This is a genomic window from Psychrobacter piechaudii (assembly GCF_900162825.1).
GTDB classification, from domain to species: Bacteria; Pseudomonadota; Gammaproteobacteria; order Pseudomonadales; family Moraxellaceae; genus Psychrobacter; species Psychrobacter piechaudii.
Genome location: NZ_FUGE01000133.1, coordinates 1 through 15,164, shown reverse-complemented (window position 1 = coordinate 15,164; position 15,164 = coordinate 1). Strand labels below are relative to the sequence as shown.

The 15,164-nt window shown below is 42.3% G+C and carries 15 protein-coding genes and 1 pseudogene; 7 read left to right on the top strand and 9 right to left on the bottom strand.

Annotation, left to right across the window (positions count from 1 at the left end; translation table 11 throughout):
* Together A1019T_RS07420 and A1019T_RS07415 are read right to left on the bottom strand one after the other, a co-directional pair.
* A pseudogene (locus tag A1019T_RS07420) lies at positions 1–321 on the bottom strand (RNA-guided endonuclease InsQ/TnpB family protein); the annotation flags it as partial.
* Positions 322–569: 248 nt separating this feature from the next.
* Positions 570–947: a hypothetical protein gene (locus A1019T_RS07415; RefSeq protein WP_077451087.1), complete on the bottom strand. Its 378-nt coding sequence runs from the start codon at positions 945–947 to the stop codon at positions 570–572.
* A gap of 591 nt (positions 948–1,538) precedes the next feature.
* On the opposite strand from A1019T_RS07415, the gene rpsU reads away from it, so the two are divergent.
* Complete coding sequence (gene rpsU, locus A1019T_RS07410) at positions 1,539–1,754, top strand: 30S ribosomal protein S21 (protein ID WP_007394316.1); 216 nt, start codon at positions 1,539–1,541, stop codon at positions 1,752–1,754.
* Between the two features lie 276 nt (positions 1,755–2,030).
* Positions 2,031–2,480, top strand: coding sequence for a GatB/YqeY domain-containing protein (locus tag A1019T_RS07405; protein ID WP_077451086.1), 450 nt, complete (start codon positions 2,031–2,033; stop codon positions 2,478–2,480).
* 51 nt (positions 2,481–2,531) lie between these two features.
* Here A1019T_RS07405 and A1019T_RS07400 read toward each other — a convergent pair whose 3' ends face one another.
* The gene (locus A1019T_RS07400; RefSeq protein ID WP_244156572.1) at positions 2,532–4,229 is read right to left on the bottom strand and encodes a M48 family metalloprotease; all 1,698 of its coding nucleotides are present in this window, start codon (positions 4,227–4,229) and stop codon (positions 2,532–2,534) included.
* 239 nt (positions 4,230–4,468) lie between these two features.
* Here A1019T_RS07400 and A1019T_RS07395 point away from each other — a divergent pair, with 239 nt between their 5' ends.
* The 4 genes from A1019T_RS07395 (at position 4,469) to thiS (ending at position 6,617) form a co-directional block, all read left to right on the top strand.
* Positions 4,469–4,846 (top strand): sulfurtransferase TusA family protein, encoded by a 378-nt coding sequence (locus tag A1019T_RS07395; RefSeq protein WP_077451085.1) that lies wholly within the window; start codon positions 4,469–4,471, stop codon positions 4,844–4,846.
* Between the two features lie 260 nt (positions 4,847–5,106).
* A complete protein-coding gene (gene rpoH / locus A1019T_RS07390) occupies positions 5,107–5,973 on the top strand; it encodes an RNA polymerase sigma factor RpoH (RefSeq protein WP_208608049.1) in 867 nt (288 codons plus the stop codon).
* 15 nt (positions 5,974–5,988) lie between these two features.
* A complete protein-coding gene (locus A1019T_RS07385) occupies positions 5,989–6,354 on the top strand; it encodes a DUF423 domain-containing protein (protein ID WP_077451083.1) in 366 nt (121 codons plus the stop codon).
* A gap of 62 nt (positions 6,355–6,416) precedes the next feature.
* A complete protein-coding gene (thiS, locus tag A1019T_RS07380; protein ID WP_077451082.1) occupies positions 6,417–6,617 on the top strand; it encodes a sulfur carrier protein ThiS in 201 nt (66 codons plus the stop codon).
* Positions 6,618–6,781: 164 nt separating this feature from the next.
* Here thiS and hpf read toward each other — a convergent pair whose 3' ends face one another.
* Together hpf and rpoN are read right to left on the bottom strand one after the other, a co-directional pair.
* Entirely contained in the window at positions 6,782–7,171 is a 390-nt protein-coding gene (gene hpf, locus A1019T_RS07375) for a ribosome hibernation-promoting factor, HPF/YfiA family (protein WP_077451081.1), read from the bottom strand.
* A gap of 527 nt (positions 7,172–7,698) precedes the next feature.
* The gene (gene rpoN, locus A1019T_RS07370; RefSeq protein ID WP_167366847.1) at positions 7,699–9,426 is read right to left on the bottom strand and encodes an RNA polymerase factor sigma-54; all 1,728 of its coding nucleotides are present in this window, start codon (positions 9,424–9,426) and stop codon (positions 7,699–7,701) included.
* Between the two features lie 469 nt (positions 9,427–9,895).
* Between rpoN and A1019T_RS07365 the strand changes: the two genes are divergently transcribed.
* The gene (locus tag A1019T_RS07365; RefSeq protein ID WP_077451079.1) at positions 9,896–10,801 is read left to right on the top strand and encodes a nitrilase-related carbon-nitrogen hydrolase; all 906 of its coding nucleotides are present in this window, start codon (positions 9,896–9,898) and stop codon (positions 10,799–10,801) included.
* 25 nt (positions 10,802–10,826) lie between these two features.
* On the opposite strand, the gene A1019T_RS07360 is transcribed toward A1019T_RS07365, so the two are convergent.
* From A1019T_RS07360 to lptM, 4 genes are all read right to left on the bottom strand, one after another.
* Positions 10,827–11,858 carry a tyrosine recombinase XerC gene (locus tag A1019T_RS07360; protein WP_095532579.1) on the bottom strand — a complete coding sequence of 344 codons (1,032 nt, stop codon included), beginning with the start codon at positions 11,856–11,858 and terminating at the stop codon, positions 10,827–10,829.
* Between the two features lie 24 nt (positions 11,859–11,882).
* Positions 11,883–12,764, bottom strand: coding sequence for a diaminopimelate epimerase (gene dapF, locus A1019T_RS07355; protein WP_077451078.1), 882 nt, complete (start codon positions 12,762–12,764; stop codon positions 11,883–11,885).
* 284 nt (positions 12,765–13,048) lie between these two features.
* Entirely contained in the window at positions 13,049–14,392 is a 1,344-nt protein-coding gene (lysA, locus tag A1019T_RS07350) for a diaminopimelate decarboxylase (RefSeq protein WP_077451077.1), read from the bottom strand.
* A 113-nt stretch (positions 14,393–14,505) separates the two neighbouring features.
* A complete protein-coding gene (lptM, locus tag A1019T_RS07345; RefSeq protein ID WP_077451076.1) occupies positions 14,506–14,841 on the bottom strand; it encodes an LPS translocon maturation chaperone LptM in 336 nt (111 codons plus the stop codon).
* Positions 14,842–15,164 lie beyond the last annotated feature (323 nt).

Below are 15,164 nucleotides of genomic sequence, written 5' to 3'. Positions count from 1 at the left end.
TTTAAAAGGTATCCAACCTAGGCTTTTACGTTTGGCATCAGCTCTATTGGTACGCCAGTTAAGTTTGGCTTTTTTAAATTGTTTACGTGATTTAGCGTGAGTCTCATTGATAGCCTGTAAGGTCTGACTGTGTAATCCTAAACACTCACCGCTACCTTTGGTGTACTGGTTTAAATCATAAGCACTGAAGAACCTGCCAGTGCGTCTTAAATGCTCAAAGCTTAACGCATTAACATAGTTCCACGCATAATTCACTGAACCGCTTAGACGATTCAGCTCTTTTATGTGCTTATCTTTAATGCGTAGCTTGAGTGTTTTCATACCTTTAGTATGGCTAGGTTAATTTTAGCTTACAACCCTTTAACTGCTTCTGACGACAGTGTGTGTCGCCTTATATCCACCCCCTGAAGTGGGTGGTTTTACGGCGACTGGTGATAAAAAATTGTGCAAGCCATAAACTCAGTAAAAACTGACACCCTTAACTCAAACCTACTCTACTCTTTACTTAGAGCTAAACTCTTCACTTAGAGCTAAATAGCATCCTAAATGTATAATAGGTAGGCCTTGTATTATTGAGCAGCTTCTTCTGTGGCTGGAGCTTCTGGAGCTTCTGCAGTGGCTGTTGTAGCCGCATCTGTCGCTTCTGCGCTTGGAGTAGCTTCCGCAGCCGCTTCATCTGTAGCTGCCGCGTCAGTAGCACCCTCTTCAGCGGTTGCTGTATCTGCAGCAGGTTCAACTTCAACAATATCTTCTGCAGCTAATGGCTCAGGCTCTGGAGCGTTTGCTCTAGCCAGTTCAGCCGCTTCATCTACTTTATCTACCGCTTTAACTTCATGATCTTTACTACCACACGCGGTCAAAGTTAGAGTAGCACCTAGCATAACTGAAACTAAAGTTGTGGTACGAGCTGCCACTTTTTTATTGCTTAGAAGAGCCGTTAATGACATTTGTTACTCCTAAAAGGGTTGTTGACATAAGGGAAATACAAAACTAATTGCTACGACTTATCACAAGCCTAAGAATCCCTTATTTATAGTTAAGTTAACTTACCGGCTAATAATATCACAACCCTTTCACAGTCACTATCTTAAGCACAATATTTTCATTGAGTTTTCAGTCAACCTTTCAGTCCCTAGCGTCAAAACTGTGATATAACTTACAAACCTCTAAATATCATTCATTTAGAATGAATGTTTAATGTTGATTATAATCGCTTTTAATCTAGTCTTCAAACTTATTTTTTAGTATTACAGAAGTTTATACTCTCTATTATTAAATCAATTACTGCGCATCAATCGGTACAAATTGCGCTGATAAATAGCTCAATACGGCCACTAAGCACGATTTCACCTAACTTGACATTAGGCGGATATTTTAGTACAATCTCTCTCTTATTCTATCATTCGTATAGAATGAATGATTTTATCCTAGCAATAGCTGATGCCGTAACCCTATGAGACACTACGGCTAATACCAATCACACAGCATTGTTAATGTCCCTAGTCTCTAATTTCCACTACTTATATTAAGGAGTCTGCATGCCTTCAGTTAAGGTTAAAGAAAACGAACCTGTTGATATCGCTATCCGTCGCTTCAAGCGTGCCTGCGAAAAAGCTGGTGTTTTATCTGATGTCCGTAAGCGCGAGTTTTACGAAAAGCCAACGCAAGAGCGTAAGCGTAAAAAGGCAGCAGCCGTAAAACGCTACAAAAAGAAATTACAGCGCGAGTCTATCCGTACAACTCGTATGTACTAATCAACTCTACTCTCGTTTTAGCTTAAGGCAGTTTAGCTTAGAGCTAACTGAGTTTAAAATTACCAAAACCCTGGTGTTTTGGTAATTGATTAGGAAAAGCCACCTTATTTTGTCGCCTACCTCGCAACCATGCTTGGAGCGCCATAATAAAGGTGGTTTTTTTGTGCTAGAATTTTGTCCTAAAACTGTTTGATAGCAAAATTATAACGGTAAAATATTTGCTATTAGCCGATACTAATAATTGATTTGATAACCATAAAAAAATAGGAATAAGCCATGAGTGCCTTAAAAGACCGCATCACTGAACAAGTAAAAACGTCGATGAAAGCCCGTGAACTAGAGAAAGTCAAAGTATTACGTAATGTACAGTCTGTAATCAAACAGATTGAGATTGATCGCAAAGTGGACTTAGATGATGCTGGGGTACTAGAGATTTTACAAAAGCAGCTGAAACAGCGTCAAGAATCCTTGAATGTGTTCCAAGACAATGGCCGTGAAGACTTAGCCCAAAAAGAGCAATTCGAAATCGATATCATCAACGAGTTTATGCCACAGCAAATGAGTGATGAGGAATTGGCCGCTCTGATTAATGAGGAAATAGCAGCTCAAGGTGCCAGCTCAATGCAAGATATGGGTAAAGTTATGGGCGCATTAAAGACCAAAACTGCAGGCCGTGCTGACCCAGCGGTAATGTCACAATTGGTAAAAAAAGCGTTGATGGGCTAATCTCTTTTTAGCTTATTGAATGCCTTATTATTTATAAGAATCTAATTACAGCTAGGGGCGAAAGTCTCTGGCTGTTTTCACCTCTGCCATCTCACTATTGATATTGGCTAATAAAGGTTTGGGGTTAAAAGTGACTGTGTTGCCACTGGCGCTTAAATCTTCAACTTGTTTTTTTGCCTGCTGTAAAGACACAAGAGCGTCATTGTATTTACCCCGCCACAACTCGCCTTTGGCTCGATAACGCAAGGCATTTATCGCAGCTATGTCTTTGACCAAAACTTGTGAAGCAGGCTCGTTGCTACTGGCTTTTGTGTCAATCGCCATCAACTCATAAGCGCGCTGGATACGGTACAACCCTTCTAAATCATGAGGCCTACTTTGAACAATAGGCTTCATCAAAGTCACTACTTCATTATATTTGCCAAGCTGTAGCCAAGCGTCGGCCATTAACAGTTTAAGATCACGACGTTCCGGATATAGATTGTAATAAGGGGTCAAGGCTTTTTCAGCCAGCTGCCATTTGTCTTGAAAACCCGCAATTTGAGCTTCAGTAATAGCCAATAAAATATCAAAGTTCATTTTGTCAGCTGCAGAAGTATTAATGGCTGTTTGCTTTAATTTATTGAGTCTATTTTGCGCCTCTTGATAGCGGTTTTGTCGGGCATACCAGTAAGCCAAAGCCATTTCTGCTCCTTTATTTTTTGCAGCAGTGACTACTAGCTCATTTTCTGTGGTCTGATTGGATAATACTTTTAGTCGCCACTTTAGCAGCTCAAAGTTAAGTTGATGACGCTGACTGTTCAGGCCTAAGGTTGGGTAACTATTGGCCCTACTTTGTGCCTCACTCAACCGCTCAGAGCTTAAAGGGTGAGTCATAATAAAGCTTGGCAGGTAAGCATTGTCACTCATATTTAACTGAGTTTTTTGGTCCAAAGTGCCAAAGAACTTAGGCATGGCTCTAGGATCATAACCTGCTTTTGCCATTAATTGCATCCCAATACGATCCGCCTCACGCTCATTACTACGGCTAAAGGCCATTTGGGCATTTAAAGCCGCCGTTTGACTGCCCATCATCACAGCGGCCGCTGCATCACCATCTGCTGCAGAAGCGGCAATGGCTGCCAGAATTCCGCCAATTTGCATCAGCAATGCTTTTCGGCTGGCTTCATCGCGATGCTCGTAATGCCGCTGACTTAAATGCGCTACTTCATGGGCAACGACACTGGCTACCTCATCCATGCTATTAGACTCAATGACAGTTCCAGTATGAATGCCCATCACCCCACCTGGGATAGCAAAAGCATTAATACTGGCATTATTGATTACCATTAACGCTAATGGAGCTTGGTTTCGAGCTTGAGCATTGATTTTCCAAGCCATAGATTCTAGTTGCTCTTGCGACCAAGGATCGTTAATTAAAGGCGCACTTCTTCCTAGATTTTGTAATGACCATTCCCCCAAAGCCTTATGTTTATTGACTTCAATAAAGCGACCACCTCCACTTCCCAACTCTGGTAAGCTGAATGAAGATGGTTCCTTGAGAGTTGAGTTAGAAAATAAAGGCGTGGTTTGAGACCAGTTATAACCCGCTTGGCTGCGATCCGTCTCAATCTTAGCGGTTGCTGAGGGGCCGGTAGCCACTATCCCAACCAATAACAAACTAGACACCGCCACCTTGTGATTAGTGATCTTTAGAGGCAGCTTGAATGCCGATCTTTTGTCTCGAATGTTGGTCTGAAAAGGAGGCAAGTGTCTATTCCTTAAAGTATTGTCCGTAATCTATAGGGGGCTGAAAATCTTAGAAAGTCGGCTTGAATTTTAGTTGTTAACCGTCATTATTAAACCCACTTTTGATAATAACATGATAACCGGTTAACCTTATACTCTCTTATCTGGGGTGTAATTTTTTATATAGTTACCCTCTTCACTTAATATTATTTTTATTCTCTTTTTTGAGTTAATACCCTTACTTAATGAAATGGCCTTCTATGATAAATATTAGCTTAGCAAATAGTGAGCATCAGGCTTTGGCACAAAGCCACCTTGATACCTTAAATAGTAGTGACCTAGAAGCCCTTGAAGCAGCCGCTCCGCAGTTAACCATCTCAGCTTTAGTCGATGGCCGAGGCATGGCTTGTCCCATGCCTTTGTTGAAAACCAAAGTGGCACTGCGCTCGGTGCAGCCCTCAGAAAGTGTCTACATCTTAGCTACTGACCCCAACTCAAAAACGGATTTGGCTGCATTTTGCCAACAAGCGGGATTACAGTTGGTGCTTAGTACCGCTACTAATGAAAGCTCTCCCGATGGTTTAGAAAAACTCGATACAATCTTTCACCTCATCATTACCAAAACGAATGGTAACTAGGGGGTGCTATCCTTTACAATAGATCTCAATAAAGTTATTACTTTGAAGGTCAAAATATGGCTACTCCTAAAATAAATAAAAAAGACACGGCGAAACCAGTAAATTCCAGGGATGTCGAGCCGGTAGAAATCATAGACATGGACGAAGATGACCTGCCCTATGATGAGCTTGATGACGATGTCTTAACCCAAGAAGTCGCCCATACTGAAGAGTGGGTCAGTGAATACCCCAATACCAGTACGCGTGACTTGGTTCCGGCTATGCCTGTAAATTTATCAGCACCAGGTATCAATCTTGGGGCTTATATGAACTCAGTGCAGCAGATTCCTATCTTAACCACGGAACAAGAACAAGAGCTGGCTCATCGCTATTACAATGAAGGCGACGTTGAAGCTGCACGCATTTTAGTTATGTCGCACCTACGCTTTGTGATTCATATTGCTCGCAGTTATTCAGGCTATGGCCTGCCGCAAGCAGATTTAATCCAAGAAGGTAACTTAGGTTTGATGAAAGCGGTGAAACGCTTTGACCCTAATAAAGGGGTGCGTCTGGTCTCTTTTGCTGTGCATTGGATTAAAGCTGAGATTCACGAGTTTGTTATCCGTAACTGGCGCATTGTGAAAGTGGCAACCACCAAAGCGCATCGCAAGCTTTTCTTTAACTTACGCAGTTTGAAGAAAACCAATAACCAGCTAACTTTAGAAGAAGCGGATGCGATTGCGGCCGACTTAAATGTGACCCGAAAACAGGTTTTGGAAATGGAGTCACGACTGACTTCATATGACGCTTCTTTTGAAGCCCAGTCAACTGATGATGAAGATGGCCACTATGCCCCGCAACTGTTTTTAGAAGATGGGGTTGATCCTGCTGAAATGGTAGAAGATGCTGACTGGGAAGAAAACACCACCAGTGCGCTAATGACGGCTATGGATACTCTAGATGATCGTTCACGTGATATTGTTGAACAGCGCTGGCTGTCTGAGCAAAAATCCACTTTGCATGAATTGGCTGCTGTTTACAATATTTCTGCTGAGCGGGTTCGTCAGATCGAAAAAAATGCCATGGATAAAATCCGTGAGGCCATGACCATTGATAGCGTCATCATGCCCAGCGAAGACAACTTATAATCTACAGGGTGTCCTATGAATTGGATTTCGATTGCAGCTGTTAACTTAGTCCTAGCTGTGGCTTTAGGGGCCTTCGGTGCTCACGGTATTAAGACCATTGCTTCCCCTGAACAAATGGCTTGGTGGTTAACCGGAACTCAATACTCCTTTTATCATGCTTTGGGCTTACTCCTGGTGGGCATCTTAATTAAATTAGGGTATACCACCTCAACTACGGCGTGGCTATTGCAGGTAGGACTGATTATTTTCTCAGGTAGCTTATTTGCCATGACCCTTGGAGCACCACGTTGGTTTGGTGCCATCACCCCTATTGGTGGTACATTGATGATTATTGGCTGGATTTGGTTGGCAGTAACTACCTTCAAGCATTCCGCCACTTAAAGCTTCTGCTCTAAATCTAAAAGGCAATTTTTTGGTTTAGATGGGATTTTATAGAGGAAAAAATGTATACAATTATTGTAAATGGACAACAACAACAGACAGAGCAGGTAACTGTAAAGGCTGTGTTAGATGACTTACAATTAACGCAAGGACGTTATGCGGTTGAGATTAATGGAGAATTAATCCCTAAGTCTGAATTGGCTACAACTGGCGTTGAGCAAGACATGATTATTGAAGTGGTTCAGGCCGTAGGTGGCGGTTAAAGGCTGGCTATATCATCAGTCTGTGATCATAATTCCATGGATTTTAAGTTAAAAAAAGACCTATTAAAAAGCCCTTATCCTGTTTGGATAAAGGCTTTTTATGTTCTATCTTATTTTATGCATTTAAAATTAAATTTTTGTTTTAAGTTCAGGTATAGATCGACCTAATAAGCGTATGACTCGTCAACAGGCTCAGTGGCAGGGATCGCAAAACTTGGCTTACGTTTAGAAGAGCGGGTTTTACGATCGATACGGGTTTTGTATTTACGAACTTGGCGGTCTAATTTATCTGCCATTTCATGAATGGCTTTATACATGTCGTCATCATATGACTGTACAAACATTTCTTGACCTGCTACTCGCATAAGTGCTTCAGCTTTATGGTTATTTTTACCACTGTGGCTGGTATCGCTACGGTTATTGTCTAGCGATAGAATTACTTTAATGCTTTGGATTTGGTCAAAATGTCTCTCAACTTTTGAAAGCTTATCCATAACCACATCTTTCATAGCGTCAGTAATTGTGATGTGATGGCCAGTAATTGAAATGTTCATAATGCTTACATCCTTTTTATGATTTGAGCAGCCCTTGCTGACTCAAAGTGACTTTTAATTAATGACTGACCTAATGGAGATTCATTTTAAAATAATGAAGGCATTAGTTCTTTGTCTAAGTCATTATTTATACCCTGTCTTATTTGATTCTTCTTTTAACCAGTCCTAGTTAATTGGACTCAAACTCAACAGTGTTACCGGGTATCAGCGTTTCAAGTAACATTTAAAATCCGTATTAAACTTACTTTACCCCAACCTTCTGTGCTGGTTAGCTTTGGTTGGGATAGCTTTAATTTGCCACGAAATTCAGGATTGCACAAGCATTTTTATTGTTAATAAATGTAAAAATAACTCATATCTAGAAATAAATACTATATAATCTGAAATTTTTTTTATTTCAAACACAAGGCTTCACCATACTGCCATTGGCTTCGGCCACTATGATAATGACTTGTTAAAATATTTCTGCACCTCTCATTTTTTATATCTTTTTTCCACCTCTTAAACCCTTTTCTAAAATCTAAATTCTAAAATTTAACTTTCCTTTGAGTAGAAGAACCGATGTTCATCGCTTCTCTATATTTGGCCACTGTACGTCTGGCTATCTCTATCCCCTGCTGCTGTAAAAGATCTTTTATAGCACTGTCTGATAAAGGGGCCCTAGAGTCTTCTTGTTGTATTAACTGCTGTATCATGGCGCTAATGGCCGTAGAGGAAATATCGCCTTGATCACTAGAGACGTGAGATGAGAAAAAGTATTTCAGTGGGAACAGACCTTGCGGCGTTAAGATGCTTTTGCTGGTGGTCAATCTGGAAACGGTAGACTCGTGCAGCCCGACCCCTTCTGCAATATCTTTTAGAATAAGGGGTTTCATGGCAGTCGGCCCCTGCAATAAGAAGTCTTGCTGCAACTTTATAATACTGGTCGCTACCTTTAGAAGATTTTGATTGCGCTCCTCAATACTTCGAATAAATAATTTGGCATCCACTAAGTTATCGCGTAAGTAAACATTATCGGGACTGTCATCACCGCGTTTGATTAGACTGGCATATTCTTGGTTAATTCTAAGTTTTGGTAAAGTCTCAGGATTTAACTCTACTTTCCACACCGCTTGTTTTGACTCTGAATTATGAACCAAATACACCAAAACATCCGGGATATCATAGGCTTCAGGCTGCGCGGTAGAAAAAGCCAATCCTGGAGCAGCGCTTAAGGTTCGAATCAACTCTAAGCTGGGCCCAATATCACTGTTTTTTAGACCGGTTCTGTGCATCAACTCCTTGATATTATTAGTGACCAGTAGCTGGTGCTCATCTAACAGACGTAGCGCCTGATCTCGATAAAGGACCGTTTCCTCTAAACTGTGTAGCTGAATTTGTAAGCACTCTGCCAAGCTTCTGGCGCCCACCCCCAATGGCTCACAAGACTGTATCAAATGAACCACGGCTTCTATATGCTCGTTCTCAATTCGATGTTCCCAACCGTAGAAGCTGGCCATCTCATCGAAGCTTGCTTTTAAATCGGCCATATCGGCTTGAATAAAGCCACTTTCATCCATAGCATCGATCAGATAATCGGCAATCAAAGATTGTTGTGGCGTTAGGTGGCTGAAGTTTAATTGCCAACGTATGTGGTCTTGTAAAGTGACCGAGGTTGCCCCTTGATAGTCACTCATACCTTGGGTGTCGGGACGGGCTAAAGCTGTGCTTCCATGAGTAAAAACTTCCTCCCAGCCCGTATCAATAGGCAACTCTCCTAGTGTTTCACCCTCCATGAAACCTTCTGTCTCAGCATTTTTATTTTCATTCGCTTGTGGGCCACTACTGGCTGTAATTTCCATCATGTTTTGCTGCTCTTTCTCGGTTTCATTAACCGCGTCCCCTTGATCTGCCTGTGGCGAATCTACTCCGCTGTCATACCCATATTCATCATAATCCGCTGCCTCGTAGCCCCCTTCTGTTTCATAGTCATCATTCTCATAACCCTCAGCATGATCATTAGACAACTGATAAACCTCTTTTTGAGCTTCTGCATCCAGCTCTAGTCGCGTCAACTCTTCAAGGCTATTAAAGTCCTCAGCGCTAATTTCATCCTCCTCTACTCGCTCGAGTAAAGGGTTGCTGTCTAGTTTCATTTGAACTTCTTGCTCAAGCTCTAAGCTTGAAAGCTGTAGCAACTTAATGGCCTGCTGCATCTGTGGGGTCAGCTTTTGTGCAGTGGTTAGGTTGACACCTAAATTAAAAGAGGGACTCATCATAGGTCGTTTTGTTCTCAGTAGTTTGTTGCATTTTATTTTTTAGCTGGCTGCTAGATATAAATTTAGATTATGGGCAGCTTTTGGTTATTTAGCATAATATTTTATTAATTGGTTTTTCAGAGAAAGTAGCAGATGATATTACTCTATAATGACATAGTTACGCCTTGTAAGAGGAGTAAACTTTGCCATCAACCTTAATAAAAAAATACATCAACTGGCTAGCAGAGTAAACGATTTTATTATTATAAATAAGGATTAAGGTGCGATATATGGTTAAGCAAAAGCGCAAGCTATTGTTGGAGAGATAAGCTTATTTATGAAGGTTGGGCGTATTGAGGACCGATAGATTGCTTACTCTTTCCATGCTACTCTAATAAGCCTAACAACTTAAGCATAGTAACTAAGGTACTCCCTATTTTAGTCTTATCTTGATCCCCTATTAATATAATGTGCAAAGGCAGCAGCTATGACTCAACTTAACATTGGATGTGTGCAGTTAAACAGTCAATTTGATATTGAAGCCAATATGGCAACCATCGAAAAAGCGGTTAGTGCTGCTAGCCAGCAGCAGGTCAGCTTATTGGTACTGCCAGAAAATGCTTGCCGTATGGGAGGACAAAAACAGCTGGCTGAACGCTTTGATGAGTTATCGAGCTGGTATGCCGACCTAGCTTTTAAACATCAACTGTTTATCGTTGCCGGCACACTACCCTGTCCCTATCGTCCCGATGGCAGTGTGGTAGCAGATGGGAAGGTAAGACAAGTCAGTCAGGTCTTTGCTCCTGATGGTAAACGCGTGGCTCGTTATGACAAAATTCACTTATTTCGTGCCCAAGTGGCAGATGATACTGGCAGCTATGATGAAGGAAGAACTTTCGAAGCTGGTGATACTACCGTTGTCGCTCAGTGTGATATAAAGAGTTTAAATAAAGATTTTTTACAATCGCCGAGTGCAGCCTCAAATAAAAATTCAGGCATTTTATCTATCGGGATGATGGTTTGCTTTGACTTACGCTTTCCTGCCTTAGCTCAAAGAATTAGACAGGCAGGGGCAGATATCCTTACTGCTCCCTCCGCTTTTACTTATCAAACAGGCAAGGCTCATTGGCAACTCCTGCTGCAGGCCCGCGCTTTGGACTCTCAATGCTTAGTAGTCGGCTCGGCACAAGGTGGCACCCATTATACAAAAGACAGTAGCCGGGAGACTTGGGGTCACAGCGCTTTTGCCAACGCCAATGGAGACTGGGTTAAGGAAACTGGACAAACCAAATTGGCTGAAGAGTTTGGATTAATTACCACTACTTTCGATGCAGAAAGACAGCAGACTTGGCGTAAAAACATGCCCATTCATAACTGTCACAGATTGGCCTAGCCATACTCGTAACTAATAACTAAGGCTAGTCTTTGCGCTTATTATGAGAAGCACGGGGATGCGCCTTGTCATAGACCTGAGTTAGTTTGGCAAAATCTACGTGAGTATAAATTTGAGTGGTGCTGATATCGCTATGGCCCAGCATTTCTTGCACTGCCCGCAAATCCCCACTCCCCGACAGCATATGTGAGGCAAAGCAGTGGCGTAGCAAGTGCGGATACATATTTTGAGCAATACCAGCACGATTGGCGGCAATTTTTAATCGCTGTTGTACCGCGCGCGTGGTCAATCGCGTGCCCAATTTTTCACTAATAAATAATGCTGTGTCTCCCTGCTCCTCCCAGAGATAACGATGAGGTAGGTAGGTGGTAATGGCTTTTAGCGCTTGCTTACCTACAGGCACCAGACGCGTCTTATTGCCCTTACCCGTGACTCTAACCTCACCTCGCTCACCAGACTCATGTATTCGTAAATCCGAGACATTAAGCCCCACCAACTCTCCCACCCGTAGACCACTACTATACAGCAGCTCAAACATGGCTTTGTCACGTATCCATAGCCTTGCTTGCTCAGGGGTATCTGGCATGGGTTGCTCTAATAACTGAGTCAGTAAGTCCCCATCGGCGATACTGGGCAGAGGACGGGGCGCTCTTTTTAGCTGGTATCCAGTGGTAGGGTTGATCCGAGCTTGGCCTTCATCAATTAGCCAACTGTAAAAATGACGTATGGCCGATAACTCTTGTTGCACACTAGAGATGGCCAAAGCATCGACATCCAAGCGCTGACCGATATATCGGGCCAATTGGCGTTTGTCACAGCGCGTCCAAGTTAGCTTGCCCGCCTCCAAAAAGCTTGCCAACTGAAATAAGCCAGCATAATAAGCCTCGATGGTGTGCGCTGACATTTGTCTGACAGACAGCTCAGCCAACCACTGCTCTACTGGTAGCAATAGCTGCTGTAACTCCTCACTCATCTCGAGAGTGGATTCAGCCTCTTCCGCTCCCCGCTTAAGAGACTTGTTAGGCAGTTTTGGCTGAGGCGTTGGCTTGGCACCCATGATTTATTTACTTACCCTCAAGATTTAAGCAGGCGGCTTTAGACCCGCTTGGGCCATAATACCATCTGGGCTAAATATGCCTTCATAAACAAAGGCCGTCGGACCCGTCATCATCACTGAATAACCAGGAGACCAACGAATCAACAAACTGCCGCCATATAGCTGTGCTCTAATCTCCTCCCCTTCATCAAGCCAGCCCTCGCGGATACCTGTGGCCACGGCAGCACAGGCTCCAGTACCGCAAGCTTGGGTTTCACCCACACCACGCTCATATACGCGCAGACGGATATGACGCTGATTCATTACCTGCACAAAACCGACATTCACCCGCTCTGGAAATGCTGGGTGCGACTCAATGGCTTTGCCTAACGTTTCTACATCGGCAGTTAGAATATCATCCACTTTAATGACTGCGTGAGGATTACCCATATTGGCCACATAAAGTTGTACAGGGGTGCCCTCAACGTCTAAGTGATAAGCGTTCTGAATTTTGGTAATGGCTTTTGGGGTAAAGGGAATCTCATCTGGCTCAAAGCGAGGTTTACCCATATCCACTTCTACCCAGCCATAGTTATCCGTCGTCAGAGTCAAAATACCCGACTTGGTTTCGACCCGTATTCGCTGTTTAAATGACAGCTTACGGGCTTGGACAAAACGGGCAAAACAACGAGCGCCATTGCCACACTGCTCAACCTCACTGCCATCTGAATTAAAAATACGATAGCGAAAATCAACATCAGGACGCATCGGGGGCTCGACCACTAATAGTTGGTCAAAACCAATACCCATGTGACGATCTCCCAGTAAGGAGATGAGTTCTTTAGTGAGCTCTAAGCGCTGGGTAACTAAGTCAATGACCATGAAATCATTACCCAATCCATGCATTTTTGTAAATTCTATAAGCATTTTTTTATTCCTTAGATTTTATTTATGCCCTATCTTAACATGCAGAATATAACAATGATAATAACTAAACACTGCCAATAAAAATAAGCCAAAGCTAGTCTTTATTGCCGGTTATCCACAGTTTACAAATAACCAATGCCTCTCAAAAAGCCACACTCAGCGGACAGGCTATAGGCAAAGAAATGGCTGAAACCATAAAAAAAACCTGCGTCTAAAACGCAGGCTTTTTCGCACAAAAGGGTAGGATTCACTGCCCTATCTTGCTCTAATTTAAACCATTAAAATCAATCAAGCTCAAAAAAAGACTCTGTTTCGAATAGCTGCTCAATGGTTTCGCGCTTACGTACCACTTGATGTTTATCACCAGAGACCATAACTTCGGCAGGACGCGGGCGTGAGTTATAGTTGCTACTCATCACAAAGCCGTACGCACCGGCCCCAGTAATGGCCAATATATCGCCCACTGCCAAAGACAATAAGCGTTTTTTGGCCAAAAAATCACCCGTCTCACAAACCGCACCTACGATATCCCAGCTTTGCTCCTCAGTGCCCACTTTAGGGTCACTGCTCATAGGAATTACAGCCATTTCCGCCTGATACAAAGCGGGACGAATTAAGTCATTCATCGCCGCATCGACAATGGCAAAGTTTTTGTGCTCAGTGGGCTTTAATACTTCAACTTTAGTCAATAGCACCCCAGCATTGGCCACAATACTACGACCTGGCTCAAAAAACACCTTTAATCCCAGCTGCTTTAGCTTCGGTAATAAAGCATTGGCAAACTCACTCACCTCAGCCACTTGCTCATCGATATAAATCACCCCTAAGCCGCCGCCTAAGTCAACGTGCTCAAGCTCAATGCCTTCTTGCTTTAATGACTCAATAAGCTCACAAACTTTATCTAGTGCGGCAACAAACGGATCAATCTCAGTCAGCTGTGACCCAATATGGCAGTCAATACCCACAATATTTAAGTGCTCTAGACTGTCAGCATGTTTATAGGCATTGATCGCTACATCGTGACTAATACCAAACTTATTGTCCTTTAAGCCTGTTGAAATATAAGGATGGGTCTTGGCATCAACGTCAGGATTCACTCGAATAGAAATCGGTGCCTTCACTTGTAGTTCAGCAGCCACCGCATTTAGGGTATCCAGCTCACTAAGCGATTCAACGTTAAAGCAGCCAATGCCTGCCTGCAAGGCCGCTTTCATTTCAGCCACAGTTTTACCTACCCCAGAAAATACGATTTTGCTGGGATCAGCACCGGCGGCCAACACTCGGGCAAGCTCTCCTGATGATACTAAATCAAAACCTGCCCCAGCCTCGGCCAATACTTTTAATACCGCCAAATTGGAGTTGGCTTTTACCGCATAGCAAATCTGGTGGTCAATTTCAGCAAAACTATCACTATAGGCTTGATACGCCTCGAGCACTGCTTTTTTAGAGTACACATACAACGGCGTTCCGTACTGCTGTACCAACTGCTGTGTCGAGACTTCTTCAATAGCGAGCCGTCCTTGCTGATAGCTTAAGGTAGGGAGTTTTTTGACAAAGCTTTCAGGATTAATACGCAAGCCATTTGAAGTGTGCTGAACCGTCGCCTGTGATAAGTCTGTGATGCTCATATAAAAGTATCCAATTGAAATTTAATATTGTAGTTAGGCTTTATTAAATCATTAAAATCAAACAATTAAAATAATGATTGATAAATGACTTGAATTATTTTGGCGTTAGCGAGCTAGTAATCTTGTGGGTCGGTAGCAGCGGCCTCTTCTATCTTTTGCTGATTTTCTGCTTGTTCCGCTTGGTTATTAGCTGTATTACTGCCCTCTACTTTATTGCCTTTATACAGAATAAAATTGGTATTACTCGGGGCATCTTCTGTTAAATACAGCTCTCCCTTTTGACCACAGCCACTCAAAAAAACACTGCTCAAAACTACGATGGCAACAAGTAAAAATAAACGGCTCAGCTTCATGGTCGTCACAGCAGCATTATTTAATTCTGCCCAACCTAGGCCGTTTGAAGTGGGGTGATTTTTATAGCTATCAGTTTGAAAATGAAAGTTTGGCATGAACAGCTTCCTATGGGGATGAACGAGGATGAGCAGACAACAATACAGATTTTTCTATGGTAACAAAATTCTTGATATTTACCTAAAACCTTTTAATTATATAAATTCACATAATAAAAGAAACTTTTAATTTTTAATGACTTAACTTATTTTTAATCACTAAACCGATGTTTTTAAAATTAATCTAGGCTATACTTAAAAAAGGTACATACCTATAACCGAACCAGGGCAATCGCACTATAGAAAATAGCCGCTTTAAATTAGATTATCTAAATAAAAGGTGTTAAATAGTTAGAAACTATAACTAAAATATTTTTATATAT

Bases quoted from the DNA above. Each gene is read 5' to 3' on its own strand.
- lysA (WP_077451077.1), bottom strand. From the start codon at position 14,392: ATGAGCATCACAGACTTATCACAGGCGACGGTTCAGCACACTTCAAAT.
- A1019T_RS07365 (WP_077451079.1), top strand. From the start codon at position 9,896: ATGACTCAACTTAACATTGGATGTGTGCAGTTAAACAGTCAATTTGAT.
- rpoN (WP_167366847.1), bottom strand. From the start codon at position 9,426: ATGAGTCCCTCTTTTAATTTAGGTGTCAACCTAACCACTGCACAAAAG.
- lptM (WP_077451076.1), bottom strand. From the start codon at position 14,841: ATGCCAAACTTTCATTTTCAAACTGATAGCTATAAAAATCACCCCACT.
- thiS (WP_077451082.1), top strand. From the start codon at position 6,417: ATGTATACAATTATTGTAAATGGACAACAACAACAGACAGAGCAGGTA.
- A1019T_RS07385 (WP_077451083.1), top strand. From the start codon at position 5,989: ATGAATTGGATTTCGATTGCAGCTGTTAACTTAGTCCTAGCTGTGGCT.
- A1019T_RS07415 (WP_077451087.1), bottom strand. From the start codon at position 947: ATGTCATTAACGGCTCTTCTAAGCAATAAAAAAGTGGCAGCTCGTACC.
- dapF (WP_077451078.1), bottom strand. From the start codon at position 12,764: ATGCTTATAGAATTTACAAAAATGCATGGATTGGGTAATGATTTCATG.
- rpoH (WP_208608049.1), top strand. From the start codon at position 5,107: ATGCCTGTAAATTTATCAGCACCAGGTATCAATCTTGGGGCTTATATG.
- rpsU (WP_007394316.1), top strand. From the start codon at position 1,539: ATGCCTTCAGTTAAGGTTAAAGAAAACGAACCTGTTGATATCGCTATC.
- A1019T_RS07405 (WP_077451086.1), top strand. From the start codon at position 2,031: ATGAGTGCCTTAAAAGACCGCATCACTGAACAAGTAAAAACGTCGATG.
- hpf (WP_077451081.1), bottom strand. From the start codon at position 7,171: ATGAACATTTCAATTACTGGCCATCACATCACAATTACTGACGCTATG.
- A1019T_RS07395 (WP_077451085.1), top strand. From the start codon at position 4,469: ATGATAAATATTAGCTTAGCAAATAGTGAGCATCAGGCTTTGGCACAA.
- A1019T_RS07360 (WP_095532579.1), bottom strand. From the start codon at position 11,858: ATGGGTGCCAAGCCAACGCCTCAGCCAAAACTGCCTAACAAGTCTCTT.